The organism is Nitrosomonas sp. Nm34 (assembly GCF_900113925.1).
In the GTDB taxonomy this organism is placed as follows: domain Bacteria; phylum Pseudomonadota; class Gammaproteobacteria; order Burkholderiales; family Nitrosomonadaceae; genus Nitrosomonas.
On record NZ_FORD01000008.1, the window covers coordinates 1 to 22,454 of the forward strand.

Below are 22,454 nucleotides of genomic sequence, written 5' to 3' on the forward strand. Positions count from 1 at the left end.
GCTTGTTATAAATCGATTCTTGAAGCAGAATCTTCTCCAGCTTCGACCAGTACTCATCATTGAGCATTATTCGGGGCATCGCAAACTCGTTTTGTTGGTGGTATGGGAACCCCAATATTACGAGTTTGTTTCTACCTATGAAATACTTATCTTAAAACGTCAACAGACCCTATTCCATTATTAAAATGTTTTTTTGTCACAAAAACACCTTGGTGGCACGCCAAAACCAAACCAAAAACTCGTGCCTCGTCCATTCCAACCCGAGAGCTCCATTATTATTACCGTGAAGAAGGCGATCAAAAACGGGGCATGGTGATGGTTTATGGCGATGCCCCTTCCATGAATTATTGGAAGCTTTTTGTTAAAAATGAACCTCATGAAAGAGCAGAAATCAATCACGACGAGCGACTTATCGAACAATATCTGCAATATTTAACACCGCACCCTGCAAGCCTCAGCCCAAAAGAACAGAAAGAACAGGCACAGGCTATTACCTGTTTCGGCATCCGTGACTGGGGCAAAGAGCCCTTCGAAGCGGGTTGCCATATCTGGAAGCCAGGGATACTCGTTGATCAGTCAATCGCTGCGCTTGCAAGTTTTGGTGTAGCTGATTCTATTTCCCAGAGGAATATACATATTTGCGGCGAAGCTTATTCTGATTTCCAGGGATTCATTGAAGGAGGGCTTCGCTCAGTCCTCACTGTACTCAAGCACATCAACTAATCAATTCTTTAATCCTTATCTTCATGGAATCATATCAATGCAACAATGGATTCTTCTTTCACTCGCTATCCTAAGCGAAGTAATTGCCACCTCATTTCTCAAAGCAACAGAAGGATTTACTCGCTTTTGGCCATCATTGGTCGTTGTGGTCGGATACTTGCTGGCTTTTTATCTTTTATCCCTCACACTCAAAATAATCCCGGTAGGTATCGCCTACGCTATCTGGTCAGGGGCAGGAGTGGTACTCATTGCGATTATCGGGTGGCTATTTTTAGAACAATCCCTCGATATACCAGCCATTATTGGCCTATTGCTGATCGTTGCAGGTGTCCTGATCATTAATGTCTTTTCCAAAACGGTTTCACATTAATTCATTAACAAGAAATTCATTAACAAGAAGCAGTAATCTTACTCCCTCTTTTTACCCAGATCAGTTAGAAATCGATCCAGAATTTCCTTGCTGGCATGCGGCATCACGACCACATGCACATGAGGAACACGTTCCTTATCGATCTCCACTCCCATGGCCGCCAAACTATAGCGATTGACCACGGTATCACTTGGTTTTCTGAAATAAATCGTATTGGATTGCGGATTGGCTCTCACAGGCTGTAAATAATCGTAGTGCGCCATCATTTCCTTTAATAAATAGCTCGTATTATCCAGCATGCTTTTGGCATCAGCAGCTTGCTTGCTAAAAGCCGCTTCCGAGCTGAAAAAATAAAACTCGGCAGCTTTCGTCGCATCGCGCGAACAAGTAACCGTTCCAGGAATCTGCAGAATATATTCAGGGTCATGAATCTGACCAAACTGAGTAAGGAACATCTCAAAGTTTGCTCTGGTCGTGATGAATAAGCCTGCTGGTGCAGGGAATCCGAAGAATTTATGACATGAGACGGCAATAGAATCATAACGTTTTACTTTTCTCCCTGTTCCCTCATCTGGGATCTCATGCAATAGCTCAGCCGCAAACTGGGTATGCGGTAGATAACCCCCAAACAACGCTGCATCCAGATGAAGATAAGCTGTGCGGCCTTTAAGCTTTGCCTGGATACCGTCTATGGAATCGACCGCACCTTTGAAAGTTGTGCCAATCGTTGCCACTACCAAAGCAGGATAATTGTCATTTGCTTTTAATTGCCTTTCCAGATCATCTATATCCATGCTGCCATCGCGATCGGTACCGACTACTACCCATTCCAGATTCAATAAATCTGTGAGAATTTGGATGGAGTAATGCGCTTCTCTCGTGAAATATATTTTAGGCATCACCCCTGTCTGGCTTCTTAGCAGCGTACGGCCCATGTACAGTCCGTGCATATTGCTGTCAGTACCACTATTGCTGAGAAAACCCCAGATATTGTCTTGTGAAAAACCATATACTGTTCCGAACCGGTTTATAAGCTCTCTTTCAAACAGATGACTATTAAAAGGGATGTGGCTATGAGCGTAGGGATTGCCGACGTTGTTAAAACCAAACTGATTAAGACCAGCTGAAAATAACTCTTTGCGCCAGACGAAAAACTCCTCCGGCGGCGTAGCCATATTGAGTGGATACCCCAGAAGCATATTTTTTTGCTTTGGCAGCTCTTTCATACTTTTTAGCAGTTCAGCAGAAGGTTGTTGCGGATGAGACAGAAGAGCGTGACCCGGCGTTATATTGGGGTAGCAAGTAGCCATCAGGGCAGTAGGGCCACTCAAACCAAGGGATTGCCGTCGATTCATCAACATAGCGTTCATTTCCTGGACAATTATTTTATTGAATTATAATAAATAAGAAAGTGAAGCAAAAAAGAGACTCATTCTTTTCGTTTCTTTTTTTAATTAGCTCATTCCATTTCCAAACCAAACATGATGCAAAGTCGAGTCACAGATCATATAACTCATATGGCAAGGCAAAGCTGACAAAATCAGGCTTGCTTTAGAAATGAAATAACGCAAGAACAGCATTATCCCAGTTTGCTATGAACAAGATCAGTAATCTGCCCGCTTACTGCAGTAAATAGCGTCAGCCGGGCAGACCTTCTTTCATTGAAAAGGCTACATGCCACTCATCAATGCGGATTTAAGTGCGGCCGCAACGGCACTGCCGCCACTACTTTCAACATATTGCACTATGGTAGGTATAAAATTTTTGACCATTTCAGGCTTCATGCCAATTTCCAAGAAAGTAGCTGTCATACCAGCTCCTCCAAGTGGACTTGGCGGTGGTGCAACCGTCATTAAATGGGGGACTTCAGGAACTGCATCAGTCAGCGCGGTAAAATCCTCTGCTGACATTTTGGTTTTGGCTAACTGGAACAGAGAACCTGCCCCCGCTTCAGCTTGCCGCTGATTGACGCCAAATTGCTGCATTAATTCCTTGGTCAGTCCAGTCGCAGGAATTTCGGCTGGCACAACCGTTTTTGCAGCCTCACTACCTGGTAAAACTTGTCTACCCTGCTCTAAAGCTTCACTAGCACTTGGGAGTTGCCCCAAATCGACTGCATTGGCATGACCGAACACCAATAGCGTAATACTCAAAGAAAAAAATACACTTATCAATCTGATTGTTTTCATCACTCACACTCCTCTATAAAAAGACTGTTCTTGATAGGAAATCAGAATCACACGAATAATTTAGATAATGAGATAAATACTGTTTCCTCTATCTTCGTAATCATCAAAACTTTATAGGAATGATTAGCTTACACCGATTCTGCTGATTTTTGATAAAGAATGATGTGGCTGGACACAGTAATAATACTATTTGAAGGTTAGGCGCCTGCTATTTTTATTTGATTGATATCATCAAATTTCGTTCTCACAAACCCAACAAACTCAGGAACCATCATCATGCACGCCTATTCCAATGATTGATTTTATTTCTAAATCAAACATGAGATGAAGGCAGACTGCACACAGTATAAATAATATGGCAAGGCAAAGCCAACAAAGTTAGCTTTAATTTAGAAATGGACTAATTATTGAGGCTTGGCATATTTCTCTAAAGCCTAACCATGCATACCCTCATCTCCTTATCATTCGAAGGTAAACCATAATGAAAGATTGGAACGTTGTGGTCACTATCGCAGAAAATGGCTTCAAGCAAGCTTTCTCTTTACTATCGCATTATGATCATGTGGCAAAGACACCTTTTCGCAACGTGCTGACCCTCAAGGTTGAGAATACCGAAACCTTTCTCAAATCTTTTCTTCAGGGCATGCAAAAAGACCCAGCTTATAGGCGCGTATTCTGTCGAGTCATTCCTTGTACTCACTGCTTCTTTTTTCAGACACTCTCAGCATTCGAGGAAAAGGCCAAACAGTGCATTCAGTCATTTCTGCCCCAATTGGCCCATCGCAGTTTTCATGTACGTATGCATCGGCGTGGCTTCTATGGCACGATAAAAAGCCAGGATGAAGCAGGGTTACTTGGCGACTATCTGAATGAGCAATTACGATCACAAGGAGCTGAGGGCAAAGTAACATTTGATGATCCTGACGTCATTCTGGATGTTGAAATCGTCGCACAGCAGGCAGGCTTCTCGTTATGGACCCGTGAACAACGCAACTGCTATCCGTTCTTGAAATTGAGATAATTCAGCAATGACTGATGAGTTCAAATGAAACGACGCGATTTTCTAATCCAATCATCCGCAGCGCTCCTGACATTGACTACCGATATCGAGAAAGCAATGGCAATAACCGACTCTGAAGCATCCACACAAAAAACGCCCATTACACTATTTTTATGCGGTGATGTGATGACGGGTAGAGGAATCGATCAAATATTGCCCTACCCCAGCAAACCGCAATTATATGAACCCTATGTACAAAATGCGCAAGAGTATGTCGAACTGGCCGAAGCAATCAATGGCAAAATTCCCAGACCGGTAAGCTTCGATTATATTTGGGGCGATGCACTGGTTGAACTGGAAAAAATAGCACCCGATGCACGCATAATTAATCTGGAAACGAGCATTACTACCAGCGATGAGTTTTGGGTGAATAAAGGCATCCACTACCGCATGCATCCTCAAAATATGCCCTCTCTCACCGTTGCAAAGATTGATTGCTGTGTACTGGCAAATAATCATGTACTGGACTGGGGATATGCCGGTTTGACCGAAACCTTACGCATCCTGGCAAATGCTCATATCAAAACTGCCGGTGCCGGTGCAAACTTGCAGGCAGCACAATCGCCGGCTATTCTAGATATTCCCTTAAAAGGAAGAATCATTATCATTTCCTGTGGCACGGAATCCAGCGGCATTGCGTATGAATGGGCAGCTTCGGCCAGGAAAGCAGGTGTTTACTTTTTAACCGATTTATCCCGCAAAACGGTTGATCAAATTGCAACGCTCGTGCGTCAATACAAGCACCCGGGCGATATTGTCATTGTTTCCATCCACTGGGGCGGAAATTGGGGTTACCGTATTCCCGAGGAACACATTGATTTTGCTCACATGCTGATTGATTCTGCCGAGATAGACTTGCTGCATGGACATTCTTCCCATCACCCTATCGGACTGGAAGTGTACAAAGAAAAACTTATTTTGTATGGATGCGGTGATTTCCTGAATGATTATGAAGGCATAGGTGGTCACGAGCATTATCGTGGCGACTTATCCCTGATGTATTTTGTCAGCATTGCACCTGCTACGGGTAAATTGGTTAGCTTGGAAATGGTGCCGCTGCAAATCAAGCATTTCCGGTTGAACCGCGCTTCAGCAGAAGATGCACATTGGCTGCAGGGCACCTTGGATGAACACAGCAACAAACTCAATTGCAGAATCGAACTCACATCAGACCAGACATTAAAAGTTATTTACTAGAATACTAGCAGAATGATGCAAGCATATTCGTCCTGTATGATGTTTTTATTCATCACTCAAGGTTTTGTATGACGCTTTTTTGCCTGTTCATCCAGCTTCTTTAGATACTGCAATTTTTCAGCAATTTTCGCCTCCAGCCCGTAAGAGGTAGGGTGATAGAAATCCACTGGCGGCATGTCATCTGGGAGATAACTTTCCCCCGCGGCATAAGCTTCCGGCTCATCATGCGCGTAACGATAGTGTTGCCCGAAACCCATGTCTTTCATAAGCTTGGTAGGTGCGTTGCGTAATCGTAGCGGCACACGGCGCGATTGATCGTGCTCGACATATGAGCGGGCTTTTTTGTAAGCAAGGTAGGCTGCATTGCTTTTTGGGGCACAGGCCAGGTAGAGCGTTGCCTGCACCAGCGCCAATTCACCTTCCGGGCTGCCGAGGCGTTCATAAGCGTTACAGGCATCGAGCGTAATGGTCAGTGCACGCGGATCAGCAAGGCCGATATCCTCGGTGGCCGTACGAATGAGGCGTCGGCCGATATAGAGCGGATCGGCACCACTATCGAGCATGCGGCACATCCAGTAAAGAGCGGCGTCCGGGGAAGAACCACGGATCGATTTGTGCAAGGCTGAAATCTGATCATAAAATTCGTCACCACCTTTATCAAAAAGACGCATACTGCGCGATAGTACATTGCGCACAAAATCTGCATTGGTCTCACTTATTTCTTCAGTCTCGGCAGCAATATCCGTCTGCTCGAGCAAGTTGAGCAGACGCCGCGCATCGCCATCGGCAAAAGTGATCAGGAGATGTTTTGCTTCCTCTGAGAAATGTATTTTCTGCAGCGCTAACTGGCAGGCGCGCTCAAGCAATTGCTTAAGCTCCTCTTCGGATAAAGGGCTCAGCATATACACTTGCGCGCGCGAGAGCAGTGCGCGATTGACTTCAAAGGAGGGGTTTTCGGTAGTAGCACCGATAAAGGTAATCAATCCCTGCTCGACATAGGGCAGGAAAGCATCTTGTTGCGCCTTATTAAAGCGATGGACTTCATCCACGAACAATAGAGTGCGGCGACCTGATTGCTGCAATATCTGCTGCGCCCGTTCGACTGCTTCACGGATATCTTTTACCCCGGACAGTACTGCCGACAGCGCAATAAATTCAGCATCAAACACGTGCGCCATGAGACGTGCCAGAGTCGTTTTGCCACTGCCCGGTGGCCCCCATAAAATCATGGAGTGCGGTTTGCCCGATTCAAAAGCAAGACGGAGGGGCTTGCCCGCACCTAACAGGTGCGTTTGACCAATGACCTCATTCAAGGATTGGGGACGTAAGCGCTCAGCTAGTGGTGCAATGGGTTTTTGCTGGGTAAATAGATCAGTCACTGATCACATCGGCGCCTTTGGGTGGAGTAAACTGAAATAAATCGGGGGAAAGAACGGGATTGGTTTCGAGATCAGTAAATACCAATAAGGTAAATTGACCGAAATTATCGCGTAAAACCATTTCACGCAATTCTCCTTTTTGAGAAAATCCCATGCGGATCAATTCAAAGGTGCTTTCCTTAGTTTTGGGGATAGCTTCCAGCCATTCCATCTCATCATTCACCTCGATTTCTGCAAGATCAAAATTTCGTTCGATCGTGCTGCTGCCCGCTAATAAAGCAGCCGGACTACTGCCGATCGCCACATCCAGCCGGCGTACTGTCACTTGATTGAGATCCTGATCATAGAACCATACCCTGCTGCCGTCACCGACGATCAATTGCTGGTAGGGTTTCTCATACGTCCAGCGAAACTTGCCCGGTCGTTCAAACATCATCACGCCAGTAGCTTCCTGCATTACCTGAATATTTTTATTAAGCAAAGTTTGTGAAAATACCGCTTTGAAAGTTTGTGCTTTCTGCACGAATGTTCTCAGGCTATCGATAGCAGAGGCTTGAGCAAAAACAGGAAGTAAGCAAAGTAACCAATATAAGCTAAATCGAATCATGCTGCTCCTTAAAAATAATATTCGAATGGAGCGGGTATGGTTAGGCATGTTTTTATTATCCTATTCAATTTGATCATTATTCACGCACGAACACTTTGATTAATTAGTCGAGCTAAGATCAAGTGCAAGGTGGACAGAGCGTGAGAAACGACAAAACGAGCAAAGCGAGTTTGCGAGTTTGCGAGTTTGCGAGTTTCTGAGTACCACCTCAACACGGCCATTCACTTGCACAGGCAATTAATCACTGCTTCCTTAGTCATCTCGGTTAGGGGCTAAAACTTCCCGGTTACCATTACTTTGCATGGCAGAAACAAGACCAGCGCGTTCCATTTCTTCGATCAGGCGCGCTGCGCGATTGTAACCGATACGCAATTGTCTCTGCACCAGTGAGATCGAAGCGCGGCGTGATTTGAGCACAATGGCTACTGCTTCATCATACAGTGGATCCGATTCCCCTCCTGCCTGCCTGCCCGTTTCACCATTCTCACCGCTCAATTCACTGTCTTCATCGCTTGCTTTGAGCACTTCCTCAACATAGCACGGTTCGCCGTGTTCCTTGAGATATTCCACCACTTGATGCACTTCATGGTCAGCCACGAATGCGCCATGGACCCGCTGCGGATAACCGCTGCCTGGTGGCAGGTAGAGCATGTCACCCTGACCAAGCAAGGCTTCTGCACCCATTTGATCAAGAATGGTACGCGAATCAATTTTACTGGAAACCTGGAAAGCGACTCGAGTAGGAATATTGGCTTTGATCAGACCTGTGATAACATCGACCGAAGGCCGTTGTGTTGCCAGTAGCAGATGGATGCCCGCCGCACGAGCTTTCTGTGCAAGCCGCGCGATCAGTTTCTCGACCTTTTTCCCCATGATCATCATCAGATCAGCCAGCTCATCGATCACCACCACAATCAGTGGCATTTCTTCCAGTTGCGCCGGTCCATCCGGCGCTATACTCAGAGGATTAGTCAGGATTTCCTCATTATTTTTGGCATCACGGACTTTCTGGTTATAGCCAGCAAGGTTACGCACTCCGAGCGAGGACATCAGCTTATAACGCCGTTCCATTTCAGCCACGCACCAGTTGAGCGCATTGGCTGCATCACGCATATCCGTCACCACCGAAGTCAGCAAATGAGGAATTCCTTCATAAACGGACAGCTCCAGCATTTTCGGGTCAATCAGAATGAGCCGGACTTGCTCAGGTGTGGCTTTGTAAAGCAGACTCAGAATGACTGCATTGATCGCCACTGATTTACCCGAGCCGGTCGTACCTGCCACCAGTGCATGCGGCATTTTCGCGAGATCAGATACAATCGGGCGACCGCTGATATCCTTGCCGAGTGCAATGGTCAAAGGTGATGCCATATCCGCATACGGCTGAGAACTGAGGATCTCATACAGCCGAACCATTTGCCGCTTGGGATTAGGAATCTCCAGACCCATCGTAGTTTTGCCAGGAATGGTTTCGACCACACGAATGCTGGCAACGGAAAGCGCGCGCGCCAGATCCTTGACGAGATTAATGATTTGATTGCCTTTAACACCGACAGCAGGTTCAATTTCATAACGCGTAATGACCGGCCCAGGATGGGCAGACACTACTTTGACTTCAACCCCAAACTCCTGCAACCTGCGTTCAATCAGACGGGAAGTAAATTCCAGCGTGTCATTAGATAACAGCTCAACATCTTTTTGCGGCTCATCCAGCAAATGAAGCGGTGGCAACAGCGGATCAGATGAATCGGTAAAAGAAGAGGTTATTTTTTCTTTAACAGGGCGAGCCGGTTTCTGAATAGCGGTTTCAGGCAGCTCTATCCGAAACGGTGGGGAAGAAGGCTCGGCAGGAGGCTTTTTTTGATTCTCTCTGACAGGCTTTCTCGGCACCTCCCTGATCGGCTCATTGTCTTCTTTATCTTCCTTAAAACGCATGGGAGCCTCTCTGATCGACTCATTGTCTTGTTTATTTTTCTTAAAGCGCATCAAGAAGGAAATTACTTCATGGCGACGATCTCGCAGAGCCAATAAGCGGTTCCATAGAGATAGGCAAGATTCTTCAATAGCTTCGCCTATCATTTCAGTGATGCGTACCCAGGATAACCCGGAAAACAGACTGAATCCTATCGCCATCAAAATGACCAGAATGAGCGAGGTACCAGTAAAACCGAGTATCAGGGAAAGACTTTTACTCAGGGTTTCGCCCAGTATTCCTCCCGGTACCAAGGGAAGTGATAGGTTAATCGTATTCAAACGAAGTGACTCGAAACCGCTACTGGCTGTCAGCAGAATCATAAAGCCTGTCAGTGAAATGAGCAGTGCACGTGGATCAAAGATACTGGCAATATCGATGCGGCGGTAGCTCCAGAAGACTGCCGAAAGGAAAAAAACCACCCACCACCACGCTGAAGCACCAAACAGGTAGAGCAACAAATCTGCCAGCCATGCACCGGCTCTTCCCCCGGCATTACCGATCTGATCGATATGATCGCTATGTGACCAACCAGGATCAGCACGATCAAAACTAATAAAAATCAATATCAGATACAAGGCAATGCCGCTTAGTATCAGACAGCCTGCTTCTCGGAACAATTTGGCGATTCTTGGCGGCAAAGGATTAGTATTAGCCTTTTTCGCCATTGGTTTATTGACAGCGGCCATGCGAATATTAGAAATAAAGAAACAAAACCCAGTTTGAGGTTATGAAAATTATAAAGAAATTATTAAGCAAATTTTTACCATTATCCGTGCATACCCTTATGAATCAGAGAAACAATAAGCATATGGATCAGTATCTCATCATAAGTAAGCTATTATGGTCTATGGTCAAACTTTCTGGTGAAACAGCCTTCTTACGAAATCTGAGCAATGGTTGAATTCAGAAAAGCTTATCTAATTGTTGGCAGTTTTAAGCAACTCAATGATCGCTGGATTCTTGGCCATATCCAATGCAGTTTTTCCGCTCGCACTTTTAAGCTCGGGATTCGCACCTTTTGCTAATAACAATTTAACCACATCCTCATGCTCGTGGAGGGCCGCCCACATCAATGCCGTGACGCCATCCTGATTCTGTTGGTCTATATTGGCACCTTTCGCCAGCAAGGTTTCAACCACAGTTGTCTGACCATTCTGGGCAGCCAATATCAGTGCGGTAAAATCGTTGACCGCCTTTAGATTAGGCTGTGCACCACTGGCCAGCAGTGTTTCAACCACTGCCTGATGACCTGACAAAGCAGCTAAAATCAGCGCAGAAGCACCATTTGTGTCTTGCAGATCAGGCTTGCCCCCTTTTGCTAGCAATGCCTTGACAATTTCCAAATGACCATTCTGAGCAGCCAAGTGCAGTGCAGTTGTTTGAGTCTCGTCTTGCAAATTCGGATTGGCTCCTTTTGCTAATAAAGTGTTGACGATAGCAGTATGACCAAGAGCAGAGGCAATCATCAAAGGTGATAAACCGTTTTTGTTTTGCAGATCGGGATTGGCGCCTTTAGCCAACAAGGCATCAACTATATCCGCATGGCCATTCTTAGCTGCTAGCAGCAACGCGGTTCCTCCTTGAACATTCTGGAGATCAACCGCCGCATTATTTTTTAATAGTAAGTTCACGACAGCAGCATGGCCATTCTGCGCAGCCACCGCCAGTGCGGTAAACCCATCAGGGTTCTGCAGATCGATCTTAATATCTTCTTTTGATGATTTTTCGACAGTTGCGATATCGCCTGTCATGGCTGCCTTGAGGAAATCGACTTCCTTATTGTCAGCAAAGCTCACCGATGCCTGAATGAGCAGCATGGTGGTTACTATCGTTATAAAGTATAAGCACTTGAATTTCTCTCCAAGCAAAATTTTGATATCTTTCATTAATCTACCTGAAATAACGTGACCTTTAATAGGGGCCAAGTATAACGCACCCCCTTTCAAGTCGGGCTATTTTTTATAAGCAAAATAACACTCAATCAAGGCTGTGCTCCGACTAACCAGCTTCCCCATGCTATCAACAGAACTCCGCCTATTCTGCAAATTAGCTGGCTCTTGCCAGGCACAATTTTTTCTGCCGTAACAAGTAAGGTGATCAGTGCCATACCTGGCAAATTCATTACGCCTACTGCAAACATGATGAGCATCTGCGCCCAACAACATCCCACGCAAACACTGCCGTGCTTTAACCCTACATAAAAAACACCCAGCGCACCTTCTCGCCATTCGGTTAATAAAAAACCCATCGGTGATCGACAGGATTGTAAAAAACCACTTTTCCAGGACGTCAATTGATAGATGCCTGCACCGATAAAAATGGCAGCTGCCAAACGTTCATTCTGGTTATCCATCATGGGAGACAAAAAATGCAGCCCATGCATTTGCCACTGCAATCCTGTCATTACCATACTGAACACAGACCATACTACCAGGTAAGCCAGAATAAACAGGAGATTTAAATGATAAGAAGTTTGATACCGTTGCTTGCAGATCCGGGAAAATACCAGAAACATAGGAATAGCTGAGGGCAACATCATGGCAGCCATCATCACTGCCCACATGGAATAAACCCATCCGAAATCGATAAGCTGCCATGATGAAATGTCTGCTGAAAGCATCCACATGTCCGACATCGGTAGTGAAGCCATCTGCCAATGCTGATGAAACAAATGGGCCCAAGCAACGATCACGACAGCTGATAAGCATAGCAAAATCACGGATGGCGTATTAAGCATGATAAGCACATAACGGTTCTTAGTCCATTTCTAAATCAAACCTGACTTTGTCGGCTTTCCCTTGCCGTATGGTTGATATTGCCTGCGGCTCGCCTTCGCGTCAATTTGATTTGAAAACAAAATTATTCTCGATAAACAAACTGCAAAAATGAAGAAATTACTGTTCAGAATGTCATAACAGCTTCATTTAGATTCTGCGCCATTCTTGCCACTATTCAAGGTTGGTAAACAAAAGGAGAATAAAATCCATTGCGCTCTGTAAATTTCCAGACCTTATCGTAATCCTGATACTGATAATTGCTGGATCGTGCGACTACAGCTGGGTGACTGGTTACCACGCATAACGGTGGATTGTCAATGGTGGCATCGCCCCCTTTGATGCCTTGAATACCTTCGATTTCTGCCTGAGCAATGCCAGGAATACTCAGCTGCCGCTTATTACCTTGTTCCTGGTAATCGATTTTAACTTTTTTGGCTCCTAATACTTCACCGACAAAACTCATTAAAAGCGCGGGATGTCCACCCTGTTGGCCACTGAATATCTGGGTAATCGCATTGAACTGCTCATCATTCGCGCGCTCATCCACATAGAGGGCAGCCTGCCAGTTACCCTCTATCATAGTACCGGGAGAGTAACAGGCCAAAGCGACATTTAATCCATCCAGCAATTGATTCTCGAGGTGACCGGATTCGATATGCCAGGCAACCAGTAATTTGCAATTGCCTTCAGAGGGAGGTTGCAGCCAGATACAAGGGCAGGATGTGACACAATTACAGGTTTCAAAATAACTCCCCTGTAAACTCCAATTTGTTGTCTTATTCATATTTTTTCTTGGTTGGGATATCAAAAAGGTTCTTTAAAAGGCCGCAAATCCAATTCATGCGTCCATGCGCTGGGTGGTTGTTGATGAATTGCCCAATAGGTTTGTGCAATCGCATCGGGCTGCAGTAATCCCGCCTCGCCCTTTGCTTCCACGTATTGCGGGAACTGACTACGCGCTCGATCACCATCGATGACACCATCAATAATAGTATGAACGACATGAATGCCTTGAGAAGAAAACTCCCTTGCCAACCCTTGTGCCAGTGCCCTTAAAGCAGCCTTGGCAGATGCAAATGCCGTAAAAGGAGGTCTGGCTCTCAAGGAAGCGGTTGCACCGGTAAAAAATAAAGTACCATGTCGCTGTGCTTGCATGATACCAATTGTTTGCTTGGCAAACAAAAAAGCGCCCAGGCAATTCTGCCGCCACAAGACAGCAAATGTTTTGGTATCCGTTTTCAGGAAGGGAGCGGGAATGTTGCTATCCACATTATAAGCGGCAATATCGATAGGATCACCACGTGATCGTACGATTTCAAACAATCGCCTCACATCTTCATCGACTGTGATATCCGCCACAACGAGAGTAACTGACCCTCCTCTTTGTTCAATATGCTGCGCCACTTCTTTGAGCTTATCTCCACTGCGGCCAGCAATAAAGACATGCAAACCTTTTTCAGCAAAGCAACTGGCAAGCGCTGCACCTAATCCGCGTACTGGCCCGACACCGGCGACGATGGCTGAAATCACTTGACTCACTATCCTATTCTGCCAAAGATCAGCGAAAAGTTATTGCTCGGCATCTCGATCTGCTCTTTAAGCTCCAGCCCATACTTTGCCGCAACTTTTTTTAAATCCGCTATATCTTTGAGCCCCCATTCTTCAGCACCTGCCGAACGAAGTGTTGCATCAAATTCTTGGTTTGAATCGGTAGAAAATTCTCCATGAACCTGGAAAGGACCATAAATCAACAAAAATCCATCGTCTTTAAGCAGATGTTGCGCACATTTCATCATGCCATCCGCAATCGAAACAGGTGCCACCTGAAAAATATTGATACAGAAAATTGCAGCAAATGATTTTTCCGGTCCCGGATTAAACCAGGTCTCCGGCTTGGTTAAGTCCAGATGAACAGGATCAGCAATGTTGTTGTTGCCGCGTTCACTGGTCAGCTTTTGGATATTGTCAAACACCTCGGTATCCTTATCGGATGGCTGAAAATGCAAATGATCAAAATGGGGTGCAAAATAATTGATGTGCATGCCACTGCCACTAGCTAACTCCAGGATGCGTTCAGGATCTTTGGGTAACTTCTCTTTGAGCAAACCGAGAATGGGTTCGCGGTTGCGCGAGCCTGCCCAGGCAACGTACTCGCTTAACGGATGGGGATCTAAAGGCGGCATTTCTTGATTCATACGCAACTTCTCCTGATTATGAAGTAATATCAAAGGAATCGATTCGTTGACATTTAACTGATTATTATAAGAAACATTAAGGCAAAATAAAAACTACCGATCCGAAGCGAATCAGACTTAGCCTGCCCAATGCAGCGCCTGGTTAGCAAATTCAAGCAGATCCTGGGTACGATGCTCGATCACATCAATTAAGATATGCATATCTAAATCCTGGTATTCATGCACCAGAATATTTCGGAATCCAACCATACCTTGCAGTTTACGCATCATTGCCTCATCGATTATCCCGGCTTGCGCTAGCAGGGTAAAGGATTCACGGCTATCGCGTGGCAAGCCGAGTTTGCGAATTTTCACCAGATGATTGGCTATATCGATTGTTAATTCGGCGGCACGTTGCAAATTCATCGCCACCGCATCCAGACGAAGCTGATCCTTGACAAAGGGCAAACCGGTTTCCATGCGGTAATATTGATCGATTTGCTTGAGGCAACGTTCAATACTGATTTTCTTACTGAGAATAATATCGTTCATGAATCGTAGAATTTTCCGCTGCGTAAACCTTCCGCTAAAATATCCGCACGTTCCTCGTTGAGCTTTTGATAGAACGAGAGCACCAGCATTTCAAATTCATCGGCAGCCGTTCCAGTGCTCTGAAAAAGCCGCTCACCACTCATAATAATCTCCTTTTGCAACACTGTCGGAGCCAGGCGCAGATTGATCAAGTCTACATCCTTGTTCACCGCTATTTGCAGCGCCTGATGTAGCTCACTGAATAAAAGCGAACCCGTCTCTTTCGCCTGCTTGGGCGGCAACAACACGGCGATATCTACATCGCTTTCAGGTTGTTCATATTCCGTACCCCATGATCCAAACAGGTAAACCGCCTGGGTATCCGGCCAGGCATTCAAAATCCACTGAACCAGCTGTTCCGCGCTGTTCACGATATCATCCCTACATTCGCTGTGGTATCGCTGATTAATCATTCTTATACTCACGAAACCCGATTTGATAAAGTTAAAGTTAAACCGTTATGCTGTTTTGAACCCGGTACGGGTAAAACTGGTAGATCAACCTGGGACGTGGCCATGGAGTAGCTATAATACAATGGTTGGTGAAACTTTAGTGCCATTATGCGGCTGTGCGGTGCGCCGATATCTTAAACTGTAATGTTGAGCTGAGGATCATTTCTCACTGTTTCCCACGGTGTATGCCAGCGCCCTGCGTAGTGAATCAAGGAGGGTATCGTAGGCACCGCTTTTTGTGTTCTGATCGAGTTGTTTCATCAGATTGTCTTGTGCCTGTATTGCTTCCTGAAGTGGAATATCAAGGCCGTCACAGGCAAGCATGTGTCGCGCCTTCTTGAGCAGCACCAAAGGATCGCCGCCTTCTTCTCCCTGCATGATGTCCTCGGCGCGACCAATCAAATCATCGGCAGTGCTTACAGTCGTTTCATTCGGCAGGGTTAGCAGGTATGTCTGTAACAAGGGGAACCATGCAAGCATCTGGGCATAATCCCCACCCGTTCTTGATTGTATGATGGCATCAATCAACAAAATGGTTCGTGCCGCTACCCCGCGACTGGCGGCTAGCCGCAATATGGTTCCAGCAGAAGCCAGTTTACTGATCGCAGTCTTCTGGTCCTTATCTACCAGCGCCGCTCTGGAACTCATGACCAAACCCAAGCTGGCAGAGAGTTCCTCCGCCGAGATTAGTAGGATATTCCTGCTCGGGCAGTAGTTCCCGGGTTCTGGAGAGATGGCAGCTGTAGTTGCAGCGGAGGATGGCATGCTGAACAACAAGACCATAAAAGACACGCATGCCCATAACAGGTGTTTGCTAATATGTACAGGTTGTCGATTCAACGGTTTGCCTCCATTATGCAAATTGCTGCTGTGAGTGTATAAGTAAAATAAACGCTCTTTTTGATCAAGCTCTGGTGCTTCAATAGATTATAGAAAAACACTGGTCAAAGAAATACGTGCAAACACGTAAGAGTAATCCTTTATTGACGGACACGAATAAAATAATAGCGACCTAAAAACGACTATCCCCGCTGCATGCAGCGGAATGTTATGGTCGAATTTTGCATGCTTCGATGCTTCCCACATAGGGCTTACTCAGAACTCAGCAATTATTTTTGTATTGCCAAGCAAAAAGTCTGAAGGGCAGCACGATGTTACACACTTCGTTCGTCTTACTATTCCAGACCAACTCCACTTCGCGCTTATCTTCGAATAGCAGGAAACGGTATTTGTCCGGCAGCGTCCCCGCTTCCAGGCTCTGCGTGATATCGCGAATTTCGTTGTCAGTCAGTTTCATCTTGCTCTTCTTATCAGCCACATGGACCTCAGCTACATAGACAGCACCTTGTCATATCCGGTCAATTCCAGATAACCGCGACCTGCCGGCTGGCCACCCCGTGTCACGGTAACGGCCCCTTCCCAATAAACCGCACCCGTCGATTGGCGTGCATCGAGTTCCTGATCATCCAGCAACGGTTCGAGCTGCCATTCGATATCCCCCGTTTTGATGCGCATGGCGATCGGATAAACCGCATCAGTGTGGGGAGAGCGCCAGGTGCGCACGGGGCGGAAACTGACTTCATCCGGCGAAAAAATGGTCATGTGGCCGGAGGGGTTGCGCAAACCGGCATACGCCCATGCTTTCTTGCCATCCTTGCTACGGATCTGAAAAGCCACTAGCGCGGAACCATCGTCCAGATTGATGCCGGTCCAGTCCCACCCCTCCGCATCCAGATCAAGTAATTCCGAAGACCATTCGTGATCGAGCCAGGCGCTGCCTTTTACAGGTAAAACCCGATCATCACGTGTGACCGTGCCGCTGACTTGCAAATGCGGCTCACTATAATAATAGCTGGCCTGCGCTGGTTTCGGCCCTTTGCGCGAAAAGCCATTCATATCCTGCAACATCAACGGTTGCGTCGGCGTCAATGAAAGCTCAAGGGTAAAATCAGCCCCTTTAGCATAGGTGCGGTAATGGCCATCCGCTCCCCGGATAAAATACCAGTCATCCAGTTTCACATTACTATTACCAGCCTTGGCATAAGCCAGATCAAAACCCTCACGCGCGCTTTTCTCTGCATGCAACAGTTTACCGACCGCTGGATCGGTCAGCGCCGCATGACCGATGATCAACCGTTTGGGTGCAAACCGGCTGGGATTATCCTCATCGTGCTCAGTGGTCGGACGGAAGAAAGTAACCTGGAAGCCCAGCGGCTGCTGATCGGGCGTTTCCAACCAGCCTGTCACATACCACCATTCAATGCGGAAATTTTCATGCGCCCCAAAATCCTCTGGAAAAACCAGCGCTCGTGGCGTCACAGAAGTATATACCGGCGGGGCTGCCAGAGATACTCCCAGTGACGTCAACCACAAAAGAAGTAGCGATACCAGCTTATACATAGACTCTTACCAATCCTCTTTGACTGTACGTATCACATTGCCCGCCACCGCGTGCCGTCCGGCAAGCAACGCCGTCACTGCCGCCGCCATCATCATGGCGAGCGCCATGATGAGCAGCCACTGCCAAGGTGGATGAAGTTCCATCGTCCAGTGAAATGAGTGCGGATTAACGATAAAAATGAGAATCAGACTGATACTTCCTCCCAATAAAAATCCGATGGTAATACCAAAGCCAGCCAGCAAGCCCCCTTCCAGTGCCAGCATGCGATAGATTTGACCGCGTGTCACCCCGATATGGCGTAACATGCCAAATTCCTTGACACGCCTCAGTGCCTGCGCGGAGAAACTGGCTGCCACCCCGAGCAAACCTACCCCGACCGCCATCAACTCTAACAGGTAGGTAATGGCAAAACTGCGATCAAAAATCTTAAGGCTGATTGCCCGGATTACATTCGGTTGCCAGAAGGTCAACGACTCGCCAAATGGTAGCGCTTTCAACGAGGCTATCATTTCCTCGGGCGCAACCCCGGCCTGTAGCCAGAGCGCTACTTCATTGACATGCCGTTCCCCGGTTATCTTTTTGTAATCAGTCAGCTGCATCTGGATAGCACCATATTGACGCCCATAGTCACGCCATACACCAGCCACAATATAGTCCTGCTGCGCCTCACTCAACGGCAACGCCACACGCTTGCCCACCTGGTAATCATAAAGATCAACCATCGCTTCCGATACCCAAATGGGAATCGCCTCCAGAGGAATTTCTGCAGGATTTAGCGCATTATCTATCATCGGCAGAGTGTGGCCTGGATCAGCTTGATCGATTGGCCGGGCAATCAATGTAACAGTCGGTCGGGCTGGATCGAGGGTAAGCTGCAGTGAGCGGATGAAATCGATACGTTCAATGCTCGCTGTTGCCGCAATTTCCTGTTGCTCCTGCAGCGTGAAGCCAAGCGCATCCTGGCGAACCTCTGTGCGCACATAGAGATCAGCTGGCAGAATACGCGTCAGCCAATCTTCTACCGAAATGCGGAAACTCGTCACCATGATCGCCATGGCCACCATGAGGCTGAAACTTACTAGGACCCCTCCTAGTGCAATCGCAGCTTGCTGTGGCGCATTCGCCAGTCTGGCTAATGCCAAAGTAGCCAGCGCGCCCGTTGTCAGGCGGTTAAAGACGCGAAATAACCCGGAAAAAAACAAGGCAGTCAAGGATGGCATCCAGGCAATGCCGCCGATCAGCAGCAAAGCTATCGCAAAATAGCCAAAAAGGGGCAGTTCCGCCACAGGCGGAAGATGCGTGAGAACAGCTGCCAATAGTAAACAGATGAGTGCTGGCCAGGGAGTTCGCAATTTTGCCAATGCCATCTCCTCACTACCCGATTTGAGCGCGGACGCGGGATGGGCTTGAGCTGCTTCCCAGGCAGGCAGCAGGCTGCCTAACAGGGTCACACTCACCCCGAGTATAAAGAAAAGCAAAGCTGCCAGCGGGCTCATCTGAATAGTCGGTTTGATTTCAGGAAAAAATCCCCCGCCAAGATCCCCGCCATAAACATGCAATGCGGTTGCGGCAAATACATAACCCAGCCCGAGCCCCAGCAGAGAACCCATCATTCCAAGCAGACCACCTTCACGCAGTATCTGCAGCAGAATTTGGTTGCGCGTCAACCCAAGCACGCGTAGCAGCGCAAAGTGCGGTCGCCGCCGCAAAGTGGACAACACTTGGGTCGAGAATACCAGAAAAGCACCGGTAAACAACGCAACCAGTGCCAGTACATTCAAATTGATGCGATAGGCGCGCGACATATTATGGATGCGCCTTTCCTGGTCGACCGTTTCAGTTACCAGGTATTGCACGGGCAATTCCTCTTCAAGAGCCGCTTTAAATGAAGGGTGATTGACACCCTGTTTTAATTTAAGATCGATGCGTGATAACAACCCAACGTGATTAAAGCGCCACTGTGCTGCCCCAATATCCATCACCGCAATACGCTGCCCGGCATGCGCTCTGACGAGGCCACCTGCTACCCGCAATGCCACAGTTTGGGTGCCCAGACGTAATGACAGCTGGTCACCCTGCTTGACTGCCAGCCATTCCATCGCTGCAGGTGACAGAAAAATGGCATCGTCTGACAGCATGTCGAAAGCGCGCCCTTCCGCAGGCACGCCGACTAAATCGGGTGTTACAGCAGCCGCGTGGTACACATCGATTCCCAGAATTTTCAGGGTATTGTTTTTGTCAGTCTCTGGCACGCCAGGAACGGCCGCCTGGATTTCCAGTATCGGACTGGCAACTGCCACGCTTTCATGCTGTGCCAAAAGAGGATAAAGCATTTCATCAAAGGTCGGTTGCGTTGCGCGCACCTGGAAATCTGATTGACCAGACAAGCTTTTGGCGGCCGCAGAAAAATCATTGACTGCCGCAGTATTGATCAGATGAATCGAGAAACCCATGGCAATGCCCAGCGCAATCGCAATGAGCGCAACCACGATTTGTAGCCGATGCGCTTGCCACTCTCCCAGCAACAGCCAACGGGACAGAAGACTACGACTCATACGCGTTGATGAGATAGCACGGGTTGTAAGCCAGTCTTGCTCAGCAGCAGGATTTGATCTGCTGTTGCTGCGGCTGCTTGCGAGTGGGTAACGATAATGCCGGCAGCACCATTGGCTTTGATTTCACTGCGCATCAATTGAAGAATTTCCTGAGCGGTATCGGGATCTAGATTGCCTGTCGGCTCATCAGCCAGAACCAGGCGAGGCCGATGCACCAGTGCGCGCGCAATCGCGACACGCTGTAATTCCCCTCCCGATAACTGGCGCGGGAAATCCTGCTCTCGCCCCTGCAATCCCACTGCCACCAACATTTGTTGGGCACGATCAAACGGCAAATGATTGAGCAGCAGCGGCAATGCGACATTTTGCAACAGCGTCAAATGAGGCAAGACATGAAATGCCTGAAAGACAAAGCCAAAATCACGACGCCTCAGGGAGGTGGCGGCCTCGTCATCTTCTGCTGACAGCACTACGCCATCAACCCATATCTCGCCGGTATCAGGAATATCCAATCCGGCAATCAGATTCAGTAGCGTCGATTTACCCACACCCGATTCCCCCATGATAGCCACGTACTCCCCTGCAGCCAGGGCATAAGATAAATCGGACAGCACCTGCCTTCCATTCGCGTAAGTCTTGCTGATGCCACGTAGTTCCAATGCAGCAGTATTTTTCATCATAAAACCATTGTCCCATGAAAAAGACCCGAAAGGCAGCAGAATAGATTAGACCAATATATGTCAGTTTAGCTAGACCTGGACCAATTCAGAATGTTTGGCAAATAAAAGATTACGCCTTAAAACACAATCGTCCAGCCGCTATGACATTGCTCTTTGGTATAAGATACTCCTTGATATTTAAGCCCTTCCGGATTGAGCAGGGTAATAATGCCTCCATTGTTACTTAACTGCGCGCCCTGACCATCCAGTTTCACGACACCGGTTGCGCCTGGGTTAAGCTGCAGGTTGGTGATAAAGGATCGTTTTTTATTTTTATCTGCAATTAACCAACCGGACAGATCTACGCTATTGGGCGAGCGATTAATCAAGGTCACTGTTTCATTCCCTTGATCGTCCCCTGCTGGATTAACCAGTGCCGCTATGATTTGTACGTCAGATTCTATTTTAGGCGGAATATTGCCCTCACATTCAGGCAATCGATGACCTGTTTGATCATCGCTATGCCAACACTGGGATTGGAAGGCTAAAAATACCGCCACCCACTGTTCCGGCAAATCTCCGTGCCAGCCCCCACCTGTTCTATGCTCGGAAAATGAAAAAGTAACGCCCATCCTGCCAAACACCCTCTTCCTCCACATATTGCCCTACATTGCCTTGATTCATGTGGATATTATGAATACCGTTTCCGGGTAGAAAGCCGAAATATTGATCTTTTATCTTTGCTTCAGGTCCCCAGCGTTCACCAAAAGCATAAACACTTGCCCGTTCGTCGCCAATGGCGCGTTGTACATAAGCATCTATTTTTTCATTGAGATCATTATCCGTACCAGGAATGTTATGCGGTAAAGGACGCATTTGTCCTGGATCGAATAGATTGCCGCGGATGAAATCGAGCGCCATTTTGTCTGGTGCATTCTCAAGCTGAGTAAATCCTTTACCTAGTTTGACCAGTTTTTCCAGAATGGGATGGCGAAAATCATCAATGAGTAAATATAAAAGCTCAGAGGGAGCTAGTTTGGATTTTACATTCACAGCAATACGATAGTCTGTGGTATCGTCGATAACATGCACTTCGTAATGCGGGCTTGAACCTTTCCCAACGATTTTATTGAGCGCCTTGCCTTTAAGAACGCCGTATTGCTTTAAAGCCATGACTTTTCCTAAATATGTTGCGGTAGGTTGGCATTTAAAAGCTGCTATTCAGATCTATATTCTTTTTTTATGATTAGTTTCTTTCTATATTGGTTCAAGCAAAAGGATTTATTCTTAAGCTAGAAAGATTTTTCCAAGCTTTTATGGTCTGCCTTGAAAAAATCATTCTAGC

General features: G+C 47.0%; 24 protein-coding genes. 5 read left to right on the forward strand and 19 right to left on the reverse strand.

Translation table 11 applies throughout. The features are described from left to right. The 3 genes from BM283_RS19265 to BM283_RS05135 form a co-directional block, all read left to right on the forward strand. The coding region (locus BM283_RS19265) for a hypothetical protein (RefSeq protein WP_217646444.1) at positions 1-184 on the forward strand (184 nt) is incomplete at its 5' end. A gap of 155 nt (positions 185-339) precedes the next feature. Then, complete coding sequence (locus BM283_RS05130; protein WP_175492037.1) at positions 340-723, forward strand: hypothetical protein; 384 nt, start codon at positions 340-342, stop codon at positions 721-723. 37 nt (positions 724-760) lie between these two features. Continuing rightward, entirely contained in the window at positions 761-1,093 is a 333-nt protein-coding gene (locus BM283_RS05135) for an SMR family transporter (RefSeq protein ID WP_090690393.1), read from the forward strand. Between the two features lie 38 nt (positions 1,094-1,131). Here the strand turns inward: BM283_RS05135 and BM283_RS05140 are convergent, their stop codons facing one another. Beyond that, a complete protein-coding gene (locus tag BM283_RS05140) occupies positions 1,132-2,454 on the reverse strand; it encodes a pyridoxal-dependent decarboxylase (RefSeq protein WP_090690394.1) in 1,323 nt (440 codons plus the stop codon). A gap of 309 nt (positions 2,455-2,763) precedes the next feature. Beyond that, complete coding sequence (locus BM283_RS05145; protein WP_090690397.1) at positions 2,764-3,282, reverse strand: DUF2780 domain-containing protein; 519 nt, start codon at positions 3,280-3,282, stop codon at positions 2,764-2,766. 481 nt (positions 3,283-3,763) lie between these two features. Here BM283_RS05145 and BM283_RS05150 point away from each other — a divergent pair, with 481 nt between their 5' ends. Together BM283_RS05150 and BM283_RS05155 are read left to right on the forward strand one after the other, a co-directional pair. After that, a complete protein-coding gene (locus BM283_RS05150; protein ID WP_090690399.1) occupies positions 3,764-4,303 on the forward strand; it encodes a THUMP domain-containing protein in 540 nt (179 codons plus the stop codon). Positions 4,304-4,327: 24 nt separating this feature from the next. Further along, positions 4,328-5,539: a CapA family protein gene (locus BM283_RS05155; RefSeq protein ID WP_254776190.1), complete on the forward strand. Its 1,212-nt coding sequence runs from the start codon at positions 4,328-4,330 to the stop codon at positions 5,537-5,539. Between the two features lie 56 nt (positions 5,540-5,595). Here BM283_RS05155 and BM283_RS05160 read toward each other — a convergent pair whose 3' ends face one another. The 17 genes from BM283_RS05160 to BM283_RS19860 all read right to left on the reverse strand — a co-directional run bounded on the left by BM283_RS05160 (position 5,596) and on the right by BM283_RS19860 (position 22,282). After that, positions 5,596-6,918 (reverse strand): replication-associated recombination protein A, encoded by a 1,323-nt coding sequence (locus BM283_RS05160; RefSeq protein ID WP_090690401.1) that lies wholly within the window; start codon positions 6,916-6,918, stop codon positions 5,596-5,598. Further along, entirely contained in the window at positions 6,911-7,525 is a 615-nt protein-coding gene (gene lolA / locus BM283_RS05165; protein ID WP_046851421.1) for an outer membrane lipoprotein periplasmic chaperone LolA, read from the reverse strand. The genes BM283_RS05160 and lolA overlap by 8 nt, the downstream gene beginning before the upstream one ends. 252 nt (positions 7,526-7,777) lie before the next feature. Further along, positions 7,778-10,186, reverse strand: a complete 2,409-nt coding sequence (locus tag BM283_RS05170; RefSeq protein WP_090690403.1) for a DNA translocase FtsK — start codon at positions 10,184-10,186, stop codon at positions 7,778-7,780. 231 nt (positions 10,187-10,417) lie between these two features. Then, entirely contained in the window at positions 10,418-11,386 is a 969-nt protein-coding gene (locus BM283_RS05175) for an ankyrin repeat domain-containing protein (protein WP_090690405.1), read from the reverse strand. Between the two features lie 95 nt (positions 11,387-11,481). Then, positions 11,482-12,237, reverse strand: coding sequence for a DUF2182 domain-containing protein (locus BM283_RS05180; protein WP_090690407.1), 756 nt, complete (start codon positions 12,235-12,237; stop codon positions 11,482-11,484). 215 nt (positions 12,238-12,452) lie between these two features. After that, a complete protein-coding gene (locus BM283_RS05185; protein WP_090690409.1) occupies positions 12,453-13,061 on the reverse strand; it encodes a DUF1326 domain-containing protein in 609 nt (202 codons plus the stop codon). Positions 13,062-13,081: 20 nt separating this feature from the next. Continuing rightward, on the reverse strand, positions 13,082-13,816 hold the full coding sequence (locus BM283_RS05190) for an SDR family NAD(P)-dependent oxidoreductase (protein ID WP_090690412.1): 735 nt from the start codon (positions 13,814-13,816) through the stop codon (positions 13,082-13,084). Next, on the reverse strand, positions 13,816-14,472 hold the full coding sequence (locus tag BM283_RS05195; protein ID WP_090690413.1) for a DUF938 domain-containing protein: 657 nt from the start codon (positions 14,470-14,472) through the stop codon (positions 13,816-13,818). The genes BM283_RS05190 and BM283_RS05195 overlap by 1 nt, the downstream gene beginning before the upstream one ends. Positions 14,473-14,589: 117 nt before the next feature. Next, on the reverse strand, positions 14,590-15,003 hold the full coding sequence (locus BM283_RS05200; protein WP_090690416.1) for a type VII toxin-antitoxin system HepT family RNase toxin: 414 nt from the start codon (positions 15,001-15,003) through the stop codon (positions 14,590-14,592). Then, a complete protein-coding gene (locus tag BM283_RS05205) occupies positions 15,000-15,455 on the reverse strand; it encodes a type VII toxin-antitoxin system MntA family adenylyltransferase antitoxin (RefSeq protein WP_090690418.1) in 456 nt (151 codons plus the stop codon). Before BM283_RS05205 ends, BM283_RS05200 begins: the two co-directional genes overlap by 4 nt. A gap of 198 nt (positions 15,456-15,653) precedes the next feature. Next, a complete protein-coding gene (locus BM283_RS05210; RefSeq protein WP_217646445.1) occupies positions 15,654-16,334 on the reverse strand; it encodes a hypothetical protein in 681 nt (226 codons plus the stop codon). A gap of 262 nt (positions 16,335-16,596) precedes the next feature. Next, positions 16,597-16,791: a hypothetical protein gene (locus BM283_RS05215; RefSeq protein ID WP_139225193.1), complete on the reverse strand. Its 195-nt coding sequence runs from the start codon at positions 16,789-16,791 to the stop codon at positions 16,597-16,599. 32 nt (positions 16,792-16,823) lie between these two features. Further along, entirely contained in the window at positions 16,824-17,894 is a 1,071-nt protein-coding gene (locus tag BM283_RS05220; protein ID WP_090690422.1) for a lipocalin-like domain-containing protein, read from the reverse strand. Positions 17,895-17,900: 6 nt separating this feature from the next. Then, positions 17,901-20,450: an ABC transporter permease gene (locus BM283_RS05225; RefSeq protein ID WP_090690424.1), complete on the reverse strand. Its 2,550-nt coding sequence runs from the start codon at positions 20,448-20,450 to the stop codon at positions 17,901-17,903. Beyond that, positions 20,447-21,127: an ABC transporter ATP-binding protein gene (locus tag BM283_RS05230; RefSeq protein WP_090690656.1), complete on the reverse strand. Its 681-nt coding sequence runs from the start codon at positions 21,125-21,127 to the stop codon at positions 20,447-20,449. Before BM283_RS05230 ends, BM283_RS05225 begins: the two co-directional genes overlap by 4 nt. Positions 21,128-21,246: 119 nt before the next feature. Next, positions 21,247-21,741, reverse strand: coding sequence for a lamin tail domain-containing protein (locus tag BM283_RS19855; protein ID WP_254776192.1), 495 nt, complete (start codon positions 21,739-21,741; stop codon positions 21,247-21,249). After that, complete coding sequence (locus BM283_RS19860; RefSeq protein WP_254776193.1) at positions 21,710-22,282, reverse strand: YukJ family protein; 573 nt, start codon at positions 22,280-22,282, stop codon at positions 21,710-21,712. Before BM283_RS19860 ends, BM283_RS19855 begins: the two co-directional genes overlap by 32 nt. Between the last annotated feature and the right edge of the window lie 172 nt (positions 22,283-22,454).

Bases quoted from the DNA above. Each gene is read 5' to 3' on its own strand.
- BM283_RS05130 (WP_175492037.1), top strand. From the start codon at position 340: ATGAATTATTGGAAGCTTTTTGTTAAAAATGAACCTCATGAAAGAGCA.
- BM283_RS05135 (WP_090690393.1), top strand. From the start codon at position 761: ATGCAACAATGGATTCTTCTTTCACTCGCTATCCTAAGCGAAGTAATT.
- BM283_RS05140 (WP_090690394.1), bottom strand. From the start codon at position 2,454: ATGTTGATGAATCGACGGCAATCCCTTGGTTTGAGTGGCCCTACTGCC.
- BM283_RS05145 (WP_090690397.1), bottom strand. From the start codon at position 3,282: ATGAAAACAATCAGATTGATAAGTGTATTTTTTTCTTTGAGTATTACG.
- BM283_RS05150 (WP_090690399.1), top strand. From the start codon at position 3,764: ATGAAAGATTGGAACGTTGTGGTCACTATCGCAGAAAATGGCTTCAAG.
- BM283_RS05155 (WP_254776190.1), top strand. From the start codon at position 4,328: ATGAAACGACGCGATTTTCTAATCCAATCATCCGCAGCGCTCCTGACA.
- lolA (WP_046851421.1), bottom strand. From the start codon at position 7,525: ATGATTCGATTTAGCTTATATTGGTTACTTTGCTTACTTCCTGTTTTT.
- BM283_RS05170 (WP_090690403.1), bottom strand. From the start codon at position 10,186: ATGGCCGCTGTCAATAAACCAATGGCGAAAAAGGCTAATACTAATCCT.
- BM283_RS05175 (WP_090690405.1), bottom strand. From the start codon at position 11,386: ATGAAAGATATCAAAATTTTGCTTGGAGAGAAATTCAAGTGCTTATAC.
- BM283_RS05180 (WP_090690407.1), bottom strand. From the start codon at position 12,237: ATGCTTAATACGCCATCCGTGATTTTGCTATGCTTATCAGCTGTCGTG.
- BM283_RS05185 (WP_090690409.1), bottom strand. From the start codon at position 13,061: ATGAATAAGACAACAAATTGGAGTTTACAGGGGAGTTATTTTGAAACC.
- BM283_RS05195 (WP_090690413.1), bottom strand. From the start codon at position 14,472: ATGAATCAAGAAATGCCGCCTTTAGATCCCCATCCGTTAAGCGAGTAC.
- BM283_RS05200 (WP_090690416.1), bottom strand. From the start codon at position 15,003: ATGAACGATATTATTCTCAGTAAGAAAATCAGTATTGAACGTTGCCTC.
- BM283_RS05205 (WP_090690418.1), bottom strand. From the start codon at position 15,455: ATGATTAATCAGCGATACCACAGCGAATGTAGGGATGATATCGTGAAC.
- BM283_RS05215 (WP_139225193.1), bottom strand. From the start codon at position 16,791: ATGAAACTGACTGACAACGAAATTCGCGATATCACGCAGAGCCTGGAA.
- BM283_RS05220 (WP_090690422.1), bottom strand. From the start codon at position 17,894: ATGTATAAGCTGGTATCGCTACTTCTTTTGTGGTTGACGTCACTGGGA.
- BM283_RS05225 (WP_090690424.1), bottom strand. From the start codon at position 20,450: ATGAGTCGTAGTCTTCTGTCCCGTTGGCTGTTGCTGGGAGAGTGGCAA.
- BM283_RS05230 (WP_090690656.1), bottom strand. From the start codon at position 21,127: ATGAAAAATACTGCTGCATTGGAACTACGTGGCATCAGCAAGACTTAC.
- BM283_RS19855 (WP_254776192.1), bottom strand. From the start codon at position 21,741: ATGGGCGTTACTTTTTCATTTTCCGAGCATAGAACAGGTGGGGGCTGG.
- BM283_RS19860 (WP_254776193.1), bottom strand. From the start codon at position 22,282: ATGGCTTTAAAGCAATACGGCGTTCTTAAAGGCAAGGCGCTCAATAAA.